This is a genomic window from Pseudomonas sp. F-14 TE3623 (genome assembly GCF_053629015.1).
Window position 1 is genome coordinate 2,198,585 of sequence record NZ_JBRJHM010000001.1, and the last position, 17,138, is coordinate 2,215,722.

Below are 17,138 nucleotides of genomic sequence, written 5' to 3' on the forward strand. Positions count from 1 at the left end.
AGATCAATGTGGGAGCGAGCCTGCTCGCGATTGGGGGTATGCAGTCTTGATCAGTAAAACATCGAGCGTGACTCTTCCAGATCCTTGCACATCGCCTTGTTCTCCGGATCGATCCCCAGCTTCTTGAAGGCCGGTACGCTGAAGGGGTCGATACGGGCCAGTGGATGATCGGTGTCCTTGTGGCAGTAAAGGCTGGCCACTTGCACCAGGTCGACATAATCGACCCGTTCCGATTGCCGCTTGAAATCCAGATACAGCCCCGGCAATTGCACCAGCATTTCCGGAAACTCCCAGACCCTGAGCAATTTGTCGCCGAGCAGCGGATGAATCCGGTCGATCACATGGTTGAGGCTGATCGGGTCAGACAGCAATTCATAGTGATCTTCGGCATAGGTCAGGATCGGTAGGACACCAATCTGATGCACGAGCCCGCCGAGCGCCGCCTGATCAGGCTTGAGTTGCGTATAACTGCGGCACAACGCGTAACTGACGCCGGCGATTTCCAGGCTTTTGCGCCAGACCTCGCGCATTTTCTGTTCCACCACTTCGGAACGGGCATTGAAGATCTGTTCCATCACCAGGCCAATGGCCAGGTTGCTGCTGTAATTGACGCCCAGCCGGGTGATGGCCGTGTGCAGGTCAGTCACTTCCTGGGTCGCGCGCAGCAACGGGCTATTGACCACTTTGATCAGGCGCGCCGACAGCGCGGTATCGCGGCCAATCACTTTGCTGAGTGTGCTGACACTGATTTCCGGGTCTTCAGCGGCCTTGCGAATCTGCAGGGCCACTTCCGGTAACGTTGGCAGAACCAGGTCATCGTTATCGATGGCCTCAACCAAATCCTGTTGGACCTTATCCGCCAGCTCGATCATTTCTTTTCTCTAGGGTATTGCGACAAATGCTGCTGTTAACGCTGGATTTCGCGATCACGATCCAGTTGGTAAGGCAGGTCGAGCAGATGCAGGCCCGGACCTTCGAGTGCGCCAAGGTGCAGGTTGCCATCTTCTGCCGCTTCGGCTTGCAGCACCGCAAGGAGTTCAATGTTTTGCTCGGTGCGGGCGGCCAGCACCACTTCACCGATCGAACTGCCGTGGGTCGGGGAAAACAGTTGGGTGCCGGGCTCCGGCAATTCGCTGGCTTCCAGCTGCAGGCGATACAGGCGGCGCTTGAGTTTGCCAAGGTATTGCATGCGCGCGACGATTTCCTGGCCGGTGTAGCAACCTTTCTTGAAACTCACACCTCCGACGGCTTGCAGATTGAGCATCTGCGGGATGAACAGCTCGCGGGTGCTCGGCATGACCTGACCGATCCCGGCGCGGATCTGGCCCAGCAGCCATTGATTCAATTCACCTTCGGTCAACAGAGCGGACAGCTTGCCCTTGATGGTGTCGGCTTGATCGGCGCGAACCCAGAATTCAGCGCGATCCGGCGAGACGCGAAGGGCGATCAGGCCGTCATTGCGCACCACGCTGTCGGTTTCAGCCGGTAGTTCCAGGCCCAGGCTGGTCAGTGCCGCATCGCCATGCTCAAGGCCAAAGCGAACCCAGCTGGCACTTTCATCGGTCAGTTTCGATTTGGAGAACACCGCGTACTTTTTCAGGTCCGCCAGTTGCGGCTCCAGCAGCTCGCTGGCCATCGCCATAAGCACACCGTCGCCTTCCAGCAGAATGCGGAAACTCGACTGCATCCGGCCTTTCTGCGTGCAGCGCGCGCCAAGGCTGGCCTGGGTGTCGCTCAGGTAATCAAGGTTGCAAGTCAATTGGCCTTGCAGGAATTTGCCGGCATCCGCGCCGCGTACCGCGAGAACGCCTTCGTGAGACAGGGTGCAGAAAAAAGCAGAATCGGCCATGGGTCATCGCAGGGTAAAGAGTCCGAGGGACATCATAAGGGGACGCCCTTGAAATGGGTAGTTCACAAAGGATCGTCGGTCCCGACCAAAGCCGACTGTTAGGCTCGCTTTGGGGCTGTATACTTGCCGCCTATTTGAGGAGCGCTCCATGGTCGAACAAGTTGAACTGAATCGCCTCTACTGGCACAGCCGCCGCGGCATGCTTGAGCTTGACGTGTTGCTGGTGCCGTTTGTGAAAGAGGTTTACCCGCACCTCAACCAGGTGGATCGTGATCTGTATGTCCGTCTGCTGACGTGTGAGGATCAGGACATGTTCGGCTGGTTCATGGAACGTGCCGAATCGGAAGATCCGGAGCTGCAGCGCATGGTTCGCATGATCCTGGATCGTGTTCAGCCCAAGTAACGCGTTCGAATGCCGCTGGCATGCCTCACGGCAGTTGCTGGCGGCCTATCTTGTGGCCCAGCTATTCGCTCTGGGTTCGTTGTTTCTTCTTTCCCTACCGGTCTGGGCCAGTTTGCTCGGCGCTTTTTGCTGTCTGGCTCATGGCGTCTGGGCATTGCCGCGACAGATTCTGCTGACACACCCGCAGGCGTTTAGCGGCTTGCGTCGCGATGCCGATGGTTGGCAGTTGTGGAATCAGGCGGTGGGTTGGCAGCCCGTGCAGCTGCGGCCGGACAGTCTGGCGTTGCCATTGATTGTGGTGCTGCGTTTTCGTCTGTGCGATGAGCGACGGGTCAGGGCGATCTGTGTGCCACGCGATTCGCAGGCGGCGGATGTGCACCGACGCCTGCGGGTTCGGCTCAAGTTCAGTCGGCGTAGGTGGGCGGCACCAGAATAGTGTCCAGGGCGACCGGCAGCAGGTTCGGGTAGTCGAGGGTGTAATGCAGGCCGCGACTTTCCTTGCGCTCCATGGCTGACTGAATCATCAGCTCGGCTACTTGCGCCAGGTTACGCAGCTCGATCAGATCCCGGCTGACTTTGTAGTTACTGTAGAACTCGTCGATTTCGTCCAGCAACAGACGCACCCGGTGCTGGGCCCGCTGCAGGCGCTTGTTGGTGCGCACGATGCCGACGTAGTCCCACATGAATCGCCGCAGTTCGTCCCAGTTGTGCGCAATGATCACGTCTTCGTCGGAATCGGTGACCTGGCTCGCATCCCAAACGGGCAGGGCGGTCGGAATCGACACGTCTGGCAACTGCTCAAGAATGTCCGCTGCAGCCGAACGGGCGTAAACGAAACACTCCAGCAGCGAGTTGCTGGCCATGCGGTTGGCGCCATGCAGGCCGGTGAAGCTGGTTTCACCAATCGCATACAGGCCCGGCACATCGGTGCGACCCCGCTGATCGACCATTACGCCGCCGCAGGTGTAATGCGCCGCCGGCACAACCGGAATCGGTTGTTTGGTGATGTCGATGGAGAATTCCAGGCAGCGTTCATAGACCGTCGGGAAGTGCGTCTTGATGAAGTCTTCGGGCTTGTGGCTGATATCGAGGTAAACGCAGTCGATACCCAGGCGTTTCATCTCATGGTCGATGGCGCGGGCGACGATGTCCCGTGGTGCCAGCTCGGCCCGTGGGTCGAAGCGCTGCATGAAGCGTTCACCATTGGGCAGCTTCAGATGCCCGCCTTCGCCGCGCAGGGCTTCGGTGATCAGGAAACTCTTGGCTTGCGGGTGATAAAGGCAAGTGGGATGGAACTGGTTGAATTCCAGGTTCGCCACCCGGCAGCCCGAACGCCAGGCCATGGCGATACCATCGCCGCAGGCACCGTCGGGGTTGCTGGTGTAGAGATAGACCTTTGCCGCGCCGCCCGAGGCAAGGATCACGAAACGCGCGCCGTAGGTGTCGACTTCACCGGTGCTGCGGTTGAGCACATAGGCGCCGAGGCAACGATCGCCTTCAAGGCCCAGGCGCTTTTCGGTAATCAGGTCGACCGCGACTCGCTGCTCCAGCAGTTCGATGTTGGGACGCTGTTTGGCCTGATCGAGCAGGGTTCTGAAGATCGCCGCGCCCGTTGCGTCGGCTGCGTGGATGATACGCCGATGGCTGTGGCCGCCTTCGCGGGTCAGGTGAAACTCGAAACCACCGTCTTCGGTGCCGGACTGTTCATCGCGGGTAAAGGGCACGCCTTGGTCGATCAGCCATTGGATAGCCTCTCTGCTGTGCTCGACAGTAAAGCGCACCGCGTCTTCATGGCATAGGCCACCACCGGCGTTGAGGGTGTCATCGACATGGGATTCGACAGTGTCGGTGTCATCCAGAACGGCAGCGACACCACCCTGGGCCCAGAAGGTTGAGCCATTGGCGAGGTCGCCTTTGCTCAATACGGCGATGCGCAAATGACCGGGCAAGGTCAGCGCAAGGCTCAAGCCGGCAGCACCGCTGCCAATTACCAGAACATCGTGTTGAAACTGTTGGCTCATTTCAGGATTCCGCTCAAAGCGACCCGGGACGGGGTTGGCGCAAGACAGCTGGATCGGCGAGTCAAGACAGCCACACAGCCCACTAGTATATAGAGGGGGGGATCGGCACAATAGCCGGGCCAGCATGGCATTGTGAAACTACTGTGACGGAAAAGGCTGGACGCTTCGTCGGAAGTTTTTTTTGAGGGCTTCGGCGACGTGGCGACTGTATCGTGGATTTAACAGTCTTTTTCTCTTCAGAATTGCACAATGTCGGTTTCGGGCAGCTATAAATATGGAACTTTTGCCAAAGGCCCAAGATCAATAGAAGGTTGCCTGAAACAAGGGACAGTGTCGGCTTCGGTGCGGGACTTGCGGTTGGGTCTTTGCTGACGAATCCGATGACAAGATTATTCGCGCAGCCGGGTTATCCCGCGCTGCGCTTTTCGTGCGTGCCAAATCAGAGCGCGCAGGAAACTTGCTTGAAGGGGGAGAACTTTTGCGAAAAGCCCGAGTCTATGTTTGCAAGTCTGGTCGTTCAGTAATGCAAGCCTCCTTCGAGCTTATCGAGGAGTGTTCATGCTAACCCAGGAAGAGGATCAGCAGCTGGTCGAGCGCGTTCAACGCGGCGACAAGCGAGCTTTCGATCTGCTAGTGCTGAAATACCAGCACAAAATTCTCGGGTTGATCGTGCGGTTCGTGCACGACACCCATGAAGCCCAGGATGTCGCACAGGAAGCCTTTATCAAGGCATACCGTGCACTTGGTAATTTTCGCGGAGACAGCGCGTTTTATACGTGGCTTTACCGCATCGCCATCAACACGGCGAAAAACTATCTGGTTTCACGCGGCCGTCGGCCGCCGGATAGCGATGTCAGTTCCGAGGATGCAGAGTTCTACGATGGCGATCATGGCCTCAAGGATCTCGAGTCGCCAGAACGTGCATTGCTGCGGGATGAGATCGAAGGCACCGTCCATCGAACCATTCAGCAACTGCCAGAAGATTTGCGTACGGCTTTAACTTTACGTGAATTCGATGGTCTGAGTTACGAGGACATTGCCAGCGTCATGCAGTGTCCGGTGGGTACCGTGCGCTCCCGGATTTTCCGCGCTCGGGAAGCCATCGATAAAGCCCTGCAGCCGTTGTTGCAGGAAAACTGAGACAGCGGCGACAGCCAAGAGAGGAACGCCATGAGTCGTGAAGCCCTGCAGGAATCGCTGTCCGCAGTGATGGATAACGAAGCGGACGAATTGGAATTGCGTCGGGTGTTGAATGCCTTCGACGATGTTGAAACCCGCGATACTTGGGCTCGTTACCAGATCGCTCGGGCAGTTATGCACAAGGATTTGTTGCTTCCTCGTCTGGACATTGCTGCGGCAGTCTCTGCTGCGCTGGCTGACGAAGCCGTACCGGCAAAAGCCTCTCGCGGTCCATGGCGCAGCCTGGGTCGTCTGGCAGTCGCTGCTTCGGTGACCGTTGCCGTGTTGGCGGGTGTGCGTCTGTACAACCAGGACGAGATCGCCGGTGTCGAGTTGGCCCAGCAATCCAGTCAACCGGGTCTGACCGCTCCTCAGGTCAAGGGTCCAGCTGTATTGGCAGGCTACAATGAGAGCTCGGAAGCCACTGGCCCTATGGCCAACGGCGTATTGCAAGGTCAACCAGGCTGGCATGATCAGCGTCTGCCAGGTTACTTGCGCCAACATGCTCAACAAGCTGCACTGAAAGGTACTGAGAGCGCTCTGCCTTACGCTCGTGCAGCAAGCCTGGAAAACCGCTAAGGAGGATCATGCGCGCCATACCTCTACTTACGCTTCTGCTCAGTGGCTGGTTCGTTGTTCCAGCCCACGCCGATGAAGCCCAGGACTGGCTGAAGCGTCTGGGACAGGCGGAGCAAACGCAGAGCTTTCACGGTACTTTCGTCTACGAGCGTAACGGTAGTTTCTCTACCCACAACATCTGGCATCGCGTCCAGGATGGCAAGGTCCGCGAGCGTTTACTCCAGCTCGACGGCTCGGCACAGGAAGTCGTGCGCATTGATGGGCATACTCAATGCGTGAGCGGCACCCTGATAGCAGGGCTGGGGGACTCACCCAACTCCACCGCTCGTGCACTCGATCCACAAAAGCTAAAGAATTGGTATGACCTTGCCGTCATTGGCAAGTCGCGTGTCGCCGGGCGTGCGGCGGTGATCGTGTCGTTGAAACCTCGCGATCAGCATCGCTACGGTTTTGAACTGCATCTGGACAAGGAAACCGGTTTGCCGTTGAAGTCGTTGTTGCTCAATGACAAAGGGCAACTGCTGGAGCGGTTCCAGTTCACCCGACTGGATACTGCCGAAGTGCCTTCCGACAGCGATTTGCAGGCAGGTTCTGATTGCAAACCCATTACCCTCGACAGTGACAAGGCTTCCGCCGTCAAAACTGCGCAGGTCTGGCATTCGGACTGGTTACCACCAGGTTTCGAGCTGACCAGCAGTACCTCTCACAAGGACCCGGAAACCAAGGCCCAGGTCAACAGTCTGATGTTCGACGACGGTCTGGCCCGATTCTCGGTGTTCCTTGAGCCGTTGAATGGCGCAACAGTCACTGACACGCGCACCCAGCTAGGGCCAACCGTTGCTGTCTCCCGGCGATTGACTACTCCGCAAGGCGAGATGATGGTGACTGTGGTCGGTGAAATACCGATTGGTACCGCCGAACGGATTGCGCTGTCCATGCGCAACGATGCCGCGGCTACCAGCAAGCAGTAAGCTGATCAGCCATGCTCATCTATCGGGGTCTGGATGGTGCGGGAGGTCGACAATGGCTGTCCTGCCGTTGATGCCTCGAAATGTTTTGCCGAGCATTTTCATTTGCAAAAATCCCGAAATTTTTTTATAGGTCAGAGCCTCTCGGCTCTGGCCTTGTTTGTTGTTCCCGGAACAAAAATACCGGCGTATCGTTTCCGGTGTTCCTTGCTCCATATCGCTTAACCATGCTCGTCGTAACGGGAGCCGTATGTCGATTCCACGCTTGAAGTCTTATCTCTCCATTTTTGCCACCGTGCTGGTGCTCGGTCAGGCGGTCGCTGCGCAAGCGGTCGAGTTGCCTGACTTCACGCAGTTGGTCGAGCAAGCCTCGCCCGCGGTGGTTAACATCAGTACGACCCAGAAGCTGCCGGACCGTAAAGTGTCCAGCGAGCAAATGCCTGACCTTGAAGGCTTGCCGCCGATGCTGCGCGAGTTCTTTGAGCGGGGCATGCCGCAGCAGCCACGTTCCCCCCGCGGTGATCGTCAGCGTGAAGCCCAATCCCTGGGCTCGGGCTTTATCATTTCGTCCGACGGCTACATCCTGACCAACAACCATGTGATTGCCGATGCCGACGAGATTCTCGTGCGCCTCGCCGATCGCAGTGAGTTGAAGGCCAAGCTGATCGGTACCGATCCGCGCTCCGACGTCGCTTTGCTGAAAATCGAAGGCAAGGACCTGCCGGTTCTGAAGCTTGGCAAGTCGCAGGATCTGAAAGCCGGTCAGTGGGTCGTGGCCATCGGTTCGCCGTTCGGCTTTGATCACACGGTGACCCAGGGCATCGTCAGCGCCATCGGCCGTAGCCTGCCGAACGAAAACTATGTGCCGTTCATCCAGACCGACGTGCCGATCAATCCGGGCAACTCTGGTGGTCCACTGTTCAACCTGGCGGGTGAAGTGGTCGGCATCAACTCGCAGATCTATACCCGTTCCGGCGGCTTCATGGGCGTGTCCTTCGCAATCCCTATCGATGTGGCGATGGACGTTTCCAATCAGCTGAAAAGCGGCGGTAAAGTCAGTCGTGGCTGGTTAGGCGTAGTGATCCAGGAAGTGAACAAGGATCTGGCCGAGTCGTTCGGTCTCGAGAAACCGGCCGGTGCGCTGGTGGCTCAGATCCAGGATGACGGTCCTGCTGCCAAGGGCGGCCTGCAAGTGGGCGACGTGATCCTCAGCATGAACGGACAACCGATCGTGATGTCCGCCGATCTGCCGCATCTGGTGGGCGCGCTGAAGGCTGGCTCGAAAGCCGATCTTGAAGTGATCCGCGAAGGCAAGCGCAAGAACGTCGAGCTGACCGTTGGCGCTATTCCCGAAGAAGGCAAAGAGTTGGAAGCCCTGCCTAAATCCAGCGTCGAGCGCAGCAGCAATCGCCTGGGTGTTTCGGTGGCCGAGTTGACCGAAGAGCAGAAGAAAACCCTCGACCTCAAAGGTGGGGTGGTTATCAAGGAAGTTCAGGACGGTCCTGCTGCCCTGATCGGCTTGCAGCCGGGCGATGTGATCACTCACCTCAACAACCAGGCGATCGGCTCCTCCAAGGAGTTCACCGACATTGCCAAGGCGCTGCCGAAGAACCGCTCGGTGTCGATGCGGGTTCTGCGTCAAGGTCGTGCCAGCTTCATCACCTTCAAACTGGCTGAATAAACCGGTTGTCGGCTGAATAAAAAACCGCCTCGAAAGAGGCGGTTTTTTTGTACCTGTATTTTTTGTTACTGAGCTTTATATCTGAAGGCGTTAGCCCATCATGTCCTTGACCATGCGTTCCTGCTCCATCAACTCACGTTGCCGTGCGTCGATGCGCGATGACAGCGGGAAGTTGCTGCCAGCCTTGCGCTTGGCGAAGTCCAGTTGCTGGATCGCCTGGCGATAATCGCCGACCAGCGCAAAGTACTCCGCGCGAGCCTGATGCAGGCCGATGATGTTGCCCGACAGACCGCGAGTCTCGGCCACCATGTACCAGACGTCCGGATCATCGGGCCGGCTCTTGAGCAGGTTCTCCAGCGCTTTTTCCGCATCGGCCGCTCGATTCTGCTTGAGCAACAGGTCGACGCGCACCTGATTCAGCGGGTAGTTGCCGGGGTATTGAGTGAGCATCCGGTCGACCCGTGATTGAGCATCGGGCAGACGATTATTGGTGATGTCGAGATCGACCTGCGCCAGGTTGTAGATGATCTCGTTCGGCGATTTGGCCAGCAGCAGCTTGAGGTTCTCGCGAGCCTCATTCAGCTGGCCGCCCTTGATCTGGGCGATCGCCAGGCCATAGCGTGCGACGTCATTTTTCGGGTTTTCATCGAGTTGGGCCCGGAAGCGCTTGGCGCCCAGGCCTGGGGTTTCTTCATAGATCAGCTGCACGCGCGCCCGAATCAGTTGGTAACGCATGCTGTCTTCAATACCGCCCGGCTTGGCCTGTTCGGCGCGGTTGCGGGTGTCGGCGATCCGCGATTCGGTCACCGGGTGAGTCAGCAGGAATTCTGGTGGCTTGGCGTCGAAGCGGTACTGGCGCATCAGGCGTTCGAACATGGTCGGCATCGAACGTGGATCGTAACCGGCCTTTTCCAGATTCATGATGCCGATACGGTCGGCTTCCTGCTCGTTCTGGCGCGAGAAGCGTCGTTGTTCCTGAATCGCCGCCGCTTGAGTACCGGCAATGGCCGCGATCCCGGCATCGCCTGCACCGGCCGCGGCAATCACGATGCCGGCCAGCAGCGCAGCCATCATGGGCACTTGCATGCGTTGCGACGCTTCGACACCGCGGGCGAAGTGACGCTGCGACAAGTGAGCCAGTTCGTGGGCCAGTACCGAGGCATATTCGCCTTCGGTCTGGGCATTGAGGAACAAGCCACCGTTGACGCCGACGATCCCGCCCGGCGCGGCAAATGCGTTGAGCTGCGGACTGTTGATCAGGATGAACTCCAGGCGCCGGTCATTGACCTGGCTGGTTTCCACCAGTCGGTAGACGCTGGATTCGACGTAATCCTTGAGCTGCGGATCGTTGAGCTGCGACACCTGGCTGCGCAACAGCGCCAGCCACGCACGGCCCAGTTGGTGTTCCTGTTGCGGCGAGACGATGGCAGAACTGGCGTCACCGAGTGACGGCAAGTCGTCGGCGAAGCCTGGTGAGGCGAGCAGGCAAGCGAGCGTCAGCAGGGTAGGGCGCAAAAAAGTCATGCACAAAGCCTTAGTCGACAAAGACCTTACTGTAGCCGGACACTACGCTTGGGACCAGATATTCTAAGCTGCTTAACCCCCTGCCCCGGAGTGATTCGATGACTGACGCAGTAACCCACGACGCCGAACTGGACGCCAGCGGTCTGAATTGCCCGTTGCCGTTGCTCAAGGCCAAACTGGAACTCAACCGACTGGCCAGCGGTGCGGTACTCAAGGTGATTGCTACCGATGCGGGTTCCCAGCGCGACTTTCGCACCTTTGCCCGATTGGCCGGTCATACGCTGCTTCGTGAAGAAGATGAGGCGGGCGTTTACCGCTATTGGTTGAAAAAAGCCTGAAACCTGCTGCGTTCGTTTCTAAGGATTATTGATGTTCAAGGTGTTACGCGACTGGATTCAGCGCTATTTCTCGGATGAAGAGGCTGTGGTACTGGCGGTGCTGCTGTTTCTGGCATTTACCGCGGTGCTTACCCTGGGTGGAATGCTCGCGCCAGTACTGGCCGGTATGGTGCTGGCGTATCTGATGCAGGGGCTGGTAGTGACCCTCGAGCGCCTGCGTGTGCCTGGTGGCGTGGCGGTGGGGCTGGTTTTCGCGTTATTCATGGGGTTGTTGCTGGTCTTTATCATCATCGTGGTGCCACTGCTCTGGCACCAACTGATCACGTTGTTCAACGAATTGCCCGGCATGCTTGCCAAGTGGCAGTCGCTGCTGTTGCTGCTACCCGAGCGCTATCCGCACCTGGTGTCGGATGAACAAGTGCTGCAGGCGATCGAAGTGGCGCGGGGCGAGATCGGCAAGTTCGGTCAGTGGGCGCTGACATTCTCGCTGTCGAGTCTGCCGCTGCTGGTGAACATCATGATCTACCTGGTGCTGGTGCCGATCCTGGTGTTCTTCTTTCTCAAGGACCGGGAGATGATCGGCCAGTGGGTGCGCGGTTATCTGCCGCGTGAGCGGGCGCTGATCACCCGGGTCGCCCAGGAAATGAACCGGCAGATCGCCAATTACATTCGCGGTAAGGTCATCGAAATCTTCATTTGCGGTGGCGTGACTTACATCGCCTTCGTGGCGCTGGGGCTCAACTATTCGGCGTTGCTGGCGTTGCTGGTGGGTGTGTCGGTGGTGGTGCCTTACGTCGGGGCAGTGGTGGTGACCGTGCCGGTGCTGCTGATTGCACTGTTCCAGTGGGGCTGGAGCGATCAGTTCATCTATTTGATGGCGGTCTACGGGATCATCCAGACGCTGGACGGCAACGTGTTGGTGCCACTGCTGTTCTCGGAGGCGGTCAACCTGCATCCGGTGGCGATCATTTGCGCGGTGCTGTTGTTTGGCGGGTTGTGGGGCTTCTGGGGCGTATTCTTTGCGATTCCCCTGGCGACGCTGTTCAAGGCCGTGCTGGATGCCTGGCCGCGCAAAGAGCCGATTGTGGCGCCACTGCTTTAATTGTCAGGCTGGACTTTTCAGTGAGGCGAATGGCCTCAGCCCGAGCAGGCTCGGTCCCACAGGGATTGCGCAAATCCTGTAGGAGCGAGCGGTGCGGCGATCCGACTTGCCCGCGAAGGCGTCCGAACAGACGCCCAAATAATCAGGCCTTGTTCAGCGCCTGAGCAGCAGCCAAAACCGCATCCACATGCCCCGGCACTTTCACACCGCGCCATTCCTGACGCAGCACACCATCCTTGTCGATCAGGAATGTGCTGCGATCAACGCCCATATATTCCTTGCCGTAGAGCTTTTTCAGTTTGATCACGTCGAACAGCTGGCACAGCGCTTCTTCCTTGTCGCTGATCAGCTCGAAGGTGAACGCCTGCTTGGCCTTGAAGTTTTCGTGGGATTTCAGGCTGTCGCGAGACACGCCGAAGACTTCGGTATTGGCGGCTTTAAAGGCGTCAAGCTGATCACGAAAACCCTGACCCTGAGTGGTGCAGCCCGGCGTGCTGTCCTTCGGATAGAAGTAAATCACCACTTGCTTGCCTTTGAGGCCCGCGAGGCTGACGGATTGCCCGCTGGTGGCGGGTGCTTCGAAGTCGGCAACCGGTTGGTCGATGGTTACGGCCATGAAAGCTTCCTTACATTGGGTTTTGTGGGCGCCACGGTTCAATCAGTGCGTCCAGGTTCATGGCGTCGGCGAAATCCAGGAACTGGTCACGCAACCAGCTGATCTGGGTGCCGGCCGGCAAGGTCACGGTGAACGTAGCGTTAAGCATGGTGCCGCCGGTCTGCGGGGCCTGATAGGTGTCGCAGGTCAGGTTCTCCAGCTCGACGTTGTGATCCATGAAGAACTGGCACAGCTCGTTGATGATGTCCGGGCGGTAGGCTGAGCTGACGTAGGCAACGTACGGCAGGGCTTGCGGACGGTTCTCCAGGGCAGCGCTGCGGACCACGTTAACGGTGAAGGCGTGCCGTTTGGCCATCACTGGGAGGCTGCCTTCGAGGCGCGCCAGGGCGTCCCAGCTGCCCGAGATTTCAAGGATCAACGCACTGCATTCGCCATGGCGCGTCAGCCGAGAAGTGACCACGGCGCAGCGGTTTTCATGGCTGGCGCGGCACAGGACGTTAGTCAGCTCCATGGGGTTGGCGCCGAGGGCACTGATGACAAGGAATTGTTCGCGAACTGTGGGGGTGGACATGCAGCATTCCTAAAGCGATGAGCGGTCGATACTTTTATGCGCTTTTTTACCGGGACGAGCCTGCGGATGCGAATTCAGAAAACCCGGCCGAAGGTTGCAACGTGCTCCAGAGTGGCGAGAGCGAGGGGTGGCAACGCTGGATCGGGGCTTGTGATGCCGAAAATGGAGGCTGGAACACGGCGTACGAGCTTATCAGTACCGATCAAAGTCTGAAGGGTAGCGAAAAGCAGCGCCAAGGGGAATGGCAGTAGCGCAGTACTTCGCTTGTACAAGCATCTTGGCGCCAGTACCATTACCGCTCTCTTTTTCCGGCAGGAGCGGTTGCATGATTGCGGGCAGTATGGTGGCACTGGTCACACCCATGGATGCACAGGGTCGTCTCGACTGGGACAGCCTGAGCAAACTGGTGGACTTCCACCTGCAAGAGGGCACCAACGCCATCGTGGCGGTCGGCACTACAGGTGAGTCGGCCACGCTTGACGTGAACGAGCACATTGAAGTGATTCGTCGCGTGGTTGCTCAGGTTGCAGGGCGTATTCCGGTGATCGCCGGTACGGGCGCCAATTCGACGCGCGAAGCGATCGAGTTGACGACCAACGCGAAGAACGCCGGCGCCGACGCGTGCCTGCTGGTAACCCCTTATTACAACAAGCCGACGCAAGAAGGCCTGTACCAGCACTTCAAGGCAATCGCCGAAGCCGTCGACATCCCGCAGATTCTCTACAACGTGCCGGGCCGTACCGCTTGCGACATGCAGGCCGAGACGGTGATTCGCCTGTCGACCGTGAAGAACATCATCGGCATCAAGGAAGCCACGGGCGACCTGCAGCGCGCCAAGGACATCCTGGCCGGCGTGAGCAGCGACTTCCTGGTTTATTCCGGAGACGACGCGACCGCAGTCGAGCTGATGCTGCTCGGCGGCAAGGGCAATATTTCGGTGACCGCCAACGTCGCACCGCGCGCCATGAGCGACCTGTGCGCCGCGGCCATGGCCGGCGATGCTGTCAAAGCCCGGGCGATCCACGAAAAGCTGATGCCGCTCAATAAAACCCTGTTTATCGAATCCAACCCTATCCCCGTGAAATGGGCACTGCATGAAATGGGCTTGATGCCGGACGGTATTCGTCTGCCGCTCACCTGGCTCAGCGCTGCCTGTCACGAACCGCTGCGGCAGGCCATGCGCCAGTCCGGCGTCCTGGTTTAATTGAGGAAGTACTACGCATGAAGCGAATGGCCGGACTTTCCGCACTTGCCTTGATTATCTCCAGCACCAGTGGCTGCGGATGGATCTGGGGCCCGGAAGGTTATTTCCGTGACCGTGGTAGCGACTACCTGGAAGCGCAACAGACTGCACCGATGCAACTGCCACCGGACGTCAGCACCGCCAAGCGTCTGGATCCGCTGTTGCCGATACCGCGCAACGTGGCCGACGACACTGCCAAAGGCGAATACATCGTGCCTCGTCCGCAGCCGCTGTCGGCAGCGGCTGATGCCAGCGACTACACCCTGCAGAAGAGCGGCGATTCGCGTTGGGTCATGGCCCAGCACCCACCGGCCGAAGTCTGGCCCGTGGCCGTGCAGTTCTTCCAGGACAACGGCTTCCGTCTGGACGAACAACGCCCGCAAACCGGCGAATTCACCACCACCTGGCAGCATTCCGACGAATTGTCCGCCGCAATGGCCAAGCGCCTGAGCGCAGCCGGTGTCGGCGCCGACAGTGAAAGCCGTGTGCGGGTGCGTATCGAACCAGGCGTGCAGCGCAACACCAGTGAAGTCTACGTGGTCAGCGCCGAGCGTCCTGCCGGCAGCACCGCCAATGTGGATTTCACCAATCGCTCGGTCAACACTGGCCTGGACGCAGCACTGGTCGACGACATGCTCGCGAGCATGAGCCGTACTTCGGAGAAGGGCGGTTCGGTCTCCATGCTGGCCTCTCGTGATTTCGATACGCCAAGTCGTGTCAGCCTGACCGAAGATGGCAGCGGCAACCCGGTGCTCAACGTCGGTTCCGATCTGGATCGTGCCTGGTCGAGTGTCGGTCGTGCGCTGGAACAGGGCGAATGGCGTGTTGAAGACATCAACCGCAGCCTGGGCCTGTACTACATCAACCTCGCCGAAAAAGCCGAGAAAAAGGACGAGAAGCCAGGTTTCTTCAGCGGTCTGTTCGGCAGCAAGCCGGACAAGGAAGAAGTTGAAGCTCGCGCCGAGCGTTATCAGGTTCGCCTGAGCAAGGTTGGCGAGAACGTCCAAGTCACCGTCGAGAAAAACATCAACACCGTGGCGCCAGCAGACGTGGCGCGTAAAGTGTTGAGCGTGATTCAGGACAACCTGGGCTGATCACATGCGTTTTGCCGTTCTCGGCAGCGGTAGCCAAGGGAACGGCACGCTGATAGCCAGCGACGACACGTATGTACTGGTGGATTGTGGTTTCTCCCTGCGAGAAACCGAAAAACGCCTGCTGCGACTGGGTGTGAACCCTTCGCAGCTGAGCGCGATACTCGTGACCCACGAACATGCCGACCACGTGCATGGCGTGGGTCTGCTGTCTCGGCGTTACAATCTGCCTGTCTACCTCAGTCGCGGGACCCTGCGCGGGATGCGCAAACCGATTGAACCCGCAGGCTTTCTGGCTGGCGGCGAGCAACTGCAAATCGGCAACCTGAGCATCGGCGTCATTGCCGTGGCGCATGATGCACAGGAACCGACGCAGTATGTCTTCAGTGACGGTCAACGGCGTTTCGGCCTGTTGACCGACCTGGGCTCGTATTGCAATACGGTGCTGGACGGCTACCGGGACCTCGATGCATTGATGATCGAGTCCAACCATTGCCGTGACATGCTGGCTCGCGGTCACTACCCGTACTTTCTCAAGCAGCGGGTGGGCGGTGAATTGGGACATTTGAACAACCATCAGGCGGCATTCCTGGTGTCCGAGTTGGGCTGGCAAGGCCTGCAACACCTGGTCCTGGCCCATCTGAGCAGCAAGAACAACCTGCCGCAGCTGGCCCGGCAATGTTTTGTCGACACCCTCGGGTGCGACCCGGACTGGCTGCAACTGGCCGATCAAGATTCAGGGCTCGACTGGCGACACATCGCCTAGCCCACCTACTTAGCAAGCGGAGCCCATCATGGAAAAACGTGAAGAACTCTACCGCGGCAAAGCCAAATCGGTTTACAAGACCGATGACGCTGACCGCTTGATCCTGCTGTTTCGCAACGACACCTCGGCGTTCGACGGCAAGCGCATCGAGCAGCTCGACCGCAAAGGCATGGTGAACAACAAGTTCAACGCCTTCATCATGCAGAAACTCGAAGCAGCCGGCGTGCCGACTCAATTCGACAAACTGCTGGGCGACAACGAATGCCTGGTGAAAAAGCTCGACATGATTCCGGTCGAGTGCGTCGTGCGTAACTACGCTGCCGGCAGCCTGGTCAAGCGTCTGGGCGTCGAAGAAGGCATGAAGCTCAACCCTTACACCTTCGAACTGTTCCTGAAGGACGACGCCAAGGGCGATCCGTTCATCAACGAATCCCACGTCGTGGCATTCGGTTGGGGCACTGCCGAGCAACTGGTTCGCATGAAAGAACTGTCGCTCAAGGTCAACGAAGTCCTGAGCAAACTGTTCGACGACGCTGGCCTGCTGCTGGTCGACTTCAAACTGGAATTCGGCGTTTTCTCCGACGGCTCCATCGTCCTGGGCGACGAGTTCAGCCCGGACGGCTGCCGTCTGTGGGACAAGGCCACCGGCAAGAAAATGGACAAGGACCGCTTCCGTCAGGGCCTCGGTGACGTCATCGAAGCCTATGAAGAAGTCGCCAATCGTCTGGGCGTACCGCTGTAATCGACGCAAGCATCTGATAGCACGGAAAAATTTTGCTTAGGGGGTTCGCTTCCGGCAAAAGTGTTGTTATGATGCGCGCCGTTGGAGAGATGCCAGAGTGGCCGAATGGGACGGATTCGAAATCCGTTGTACCTTCACCGGTACCTAGGGTTCGAATCCCTATCTCTCCGCCATACATAGAAAAGCCCCGTAACTCAATGAGTTACGGGGCTTTTTGTTTTCCGGTTGTACTACTCGATTGTACTACTCAAGCCATGCTGTTTTGAGGCGATACGGCACTGTTGGCATGAGTAAATCAGGTACGCGGGCTCTTGGGTGTTCGTGTACGACCGTGATCGCAGCAGAACCTTCTTGCGTTTTGAAATCATCCCTTCTACATCCCTGCCACCAATTCAAATGTCACGCCAAATGCTCCCAGAGTGGCCACTATTTTAACGGCAGGGTGTGGTTCCGTTCACAGGAAGT

The 17,138-nt window shown here is 58.4% G+C and carries 18 protein-coding genes and 1 tRNA gene; 13 read left to right on the forward strand and 6 right to left on the reverse strand.

The window, feature by feature from the left end:
• Positions 1–50: 50 nt before the first annotated feature.
• Complete coding sequence (locus AB7M29_RS09985) at positions 51–872, reverse strand: HDOD domain-containing protein (protein ID WP_123721949.1); 822 nt, start codon at positions 870–872, stop codon at positions 51–53.
• Positions 873–907: 35 nt separating this feature from the next.
• Complete coding sequence (gene ygfZ, locus AB7M29_RS09990) at positions 908–1,849, reverse strand: CAF17-like 4Fe-4S cluster assembly/insertion protein YgfZ (RefSeq protein WP_454246783.1); 942 nt, start codon at positions 1,847–1,849, stop codon at positions 908–910.
• Positions 1,850–1,997: 148 nt separating this feature from the next.
• Between ygfZ and AB7M29_RS09995 the strand changes: the two genes are divergently transcribed.
• Both AB7M29_RS09995 and AB7M29_RS10000 read left to right on the forward strand, forming a co-directional pair.
• A complete protein-coding gene (locus tag AB7M29_RS09995) occupies positions 1,998–2,252 on the forward strand; it encodes an FAD assembly factor SdhE (protein ID WP_217856610.1) in 255 nt (84 codons plus the stop codon).
• Positions 2,236–2,688 carry a protein YgfX gene (locus tag AB7M29_RS10000; RefSeq protein ID WP_454246784.1) on the forward strand — a complete coding sequence of 151 codons (453 nt, stop codon included), beginning with the start codon at positions 2,236–2,238 and terminating at the stop codon, positions 2,686–2,688. Before AB7M29_RS09995 ends, AB7M29_RS10000 begins: the two co-directional genes overlap by 17 nt.
• Here AB7M29_RS10000 and nadB read toward each other — a convergent pair.
• Positions 2,657–4,273, reverse strand: coding sequence for an L-aspartate oxidase (gene nadB, locus AB7M29_RS10005; RefSeq protein ID WP_123721946.1), 1,617 nt, complete (start codon positions 4,271–4,273; stop codon positions 2,657–2,659). The two genes, AB7M29_RS10000 and nadB, sit on opposite strands and share 32 nt — an antisense overlap.
• Before the next feature lie 558 nt (positions 4,274–4,831).
• Between nadB and rpoE the strand changes: the two genes are divergently transcribed.
• The 4 genes from rpoE to AB7M29_RS10025 all read left to right on the forward strand — a co-directional run bounded on the left by rpoE (position 4,832) and on the right by AB7M29_RS10025 (position 8,680).
• On the forward strand, positions 4,832–5,413 hold the full coding sequence (gene rpoE / locus AB7M29_RS10010) for an RNA polymerase sigma factor RpoE (protein ID WP_003172477.1): 582 nt from the start codon (positions 4,832–4,834) through the stop codon (positions 5,411–5,413).
• Between the two features lie 30 nt (positions 5,414–5,443).
• The gene (locus AB7M29_RS10015) at positions 5,444–6,031 is read left to right on the forward strand and encodes a sigma-E factor negative regulatory protein (protein ID WP_007898648.1); all 588 of its coding nucleotides are present in this window, start codon (positions 5,444–5,446) and stop codon (positions 6,029–6,031) included.
• A gap of 8 nt (positions 6,032–6,039) precedes the next feature.
• A complete protein-coding gene (locus AB7M29_RS10020) occupies positions 6,040–7,002 on the forward strand; it encodes a MucB/RseB C-terminal domain-containing protein (RefSeq protein ID WP_217856608.1) in 963 nt (320 codons plus the stop codon).
• A 247-nt stretch (positions 7,003–7,249) separates the two neighbouring features.
• On the forward strand, positions 7,250–8,680 hold the full coding sequence (locus tag AB7M29_RS10025) for a DegQ family serine endoprotease (protein WP_008014849.1): 1,431 nt from the start codon (positions 7,250–7,252) through the stop codon (positions 8,678–8,680).
• Positions 8,681–8,770: 90 nt separating this feature from the next.
• Here AB7M29_RS10025 and AB7M29_RS10030 read toward each other — a convergent pair whose 3' ends face one another.
• Positions 8,771–10,204: a M48 family metalloprotease gene (locus AB7M29_RS10030; RefSeq protein ID WP_048394060.1), complete on the reverse strand. Its 1,434-nt coding sequence runs from the start codon at positions 10,202–10,204 to the stop codon at positions 8,771–8,773.
• Between the two features lie 98 nt (positions 10,205–10,302).
• On the opposite strand from AB7M29_RS10030, the gene AB7M29_RS10035 reads away from it, so the two are divergent.
• Both AB7M29_RS10035 and AB7M29_RS10040 read left to right on the forward strand, forming a co-directional pair.
• Positions 10,303–10,542, forward strand: coding sequence for a sulfurtransferase TusA family protein (locus tag AB7M29_RS10035; RefSeq protein WP_007898654.1), 240 nt, complete (start codon positions 10,303–10,305; stop codon positions 10,540–10,542).
• A 31-nt stretch (positions 10,543–10,573) separates the two neighbouring features.
• Positions 10,574–11,644 carry an AI-2E family transporter gene (locus tag AB7M29_RS10040; RefSeq protein WP_217856607.1) on the forward strand — a complete coding sequence of 357 codons (1,071 nt, stop codon included), beginning with the start codon at positions 10,574–10,576 and terminating at the stop codon, positions 11,642–11,644.
• Between the two features lie 142 nt (positions 11,645–11,786).
• On the opposite strand, the gene AB7M29_RS10045 is transcribed toward AB7M29_RS10040, so the two are convergent.
• Together AB7M29_RS10045 and AB7M29_RS10050 are read right to left on the reverse strand one after the other, a co-directional pair.
• A complete protein-coding gene (locus tag AB7M29_RS10045) occupies positions 11,787–12,260 on the reverse strand; it encodes a peroxiredoxin (protein WP_258620526.1) in 474 nt (157 codons plus the stop codon).
• Between the two features lie 10 nt (positions 12,261–12,270).
• Positions 12,271–12,831, reverse strand: a complete 561-nt coding sequence (locus tag AB7M29_RS10050; RefSeq protein WP_123721943.1) for a glycine cleavage system protein R — start codon at positions 12,829–12,831, stop codon at positions 12,271–12,273.
• Positions 12,832–13,156: 325 nt separating this feature from the next.
• Between AB7M29_RS10050 and dapA the strand changes: the two genes are divergently transcribed.
• The 5 genes from dapA to AB7M29_RS10075 all read left to right on the forward strand — a co-directional run bounded on the left by dapA (position 13,157) and on the right by AB7M29_RS10075 (position 16,846).
• A complete protein-coding gene (dapA, locus tag AB7M29_RS10055; RefSeq protein ID WP_217856605.1) occupies positions 13,157–14,035 on the forward strand; it encodes a 4-hydroxy-tetrahydrodipicolinate synthase in 879 nt (292 codons plus the stop codon).
• Positions 14,036–14,052: 17 nt separating this feature from the next.
• On the forward strand, positions 14,053–15,168 hold the full coding sequence (gene bamC, locus AB7M29_RS10060) for an outer membrane protein assembly factor BamC (protein ID WP_052966428.1): 1,116 nt from the start codon (positions 14,053–14,055) through the stop codon (positions 15,166–15,168).
• Between the two features lie 4 nt (positions 15,169–15,172).
• Positions 15,173–15,931, forward strand: a complete 759-nt coding sequence (locus AB7M29_RS10065) for an MBL fold metallo-hydrolase (protein WP_123721941.1) — start codon at positions 15,173–15,175, stop codon at positions 15,929–15,931.
• Between the two features lie 28 nt (positions 15,932–15,959).
• Positions 15,960–16,673 (forward strand): phosphoribosylaminoimidazolesuccinocarboxamide synthase, encoded by a 714-nt coding sequence (gene purC / locus AB7M29_RS10070; RefSeq protein WP_007898671.1) that lies wholly within the window; start codon positions 15,960–15,962, stop codon positions 16,671–16,673.
• A gap of 83 nt (positions 16,674–16,756) precedes the next feature.
• A tRNA-Ser gene (locus AB7M29_RS10075) sits at positions 16,757–16,846 on the forward strand.
• Positions 16,847–17,138 lie beyond the last annotated feature (292 nt).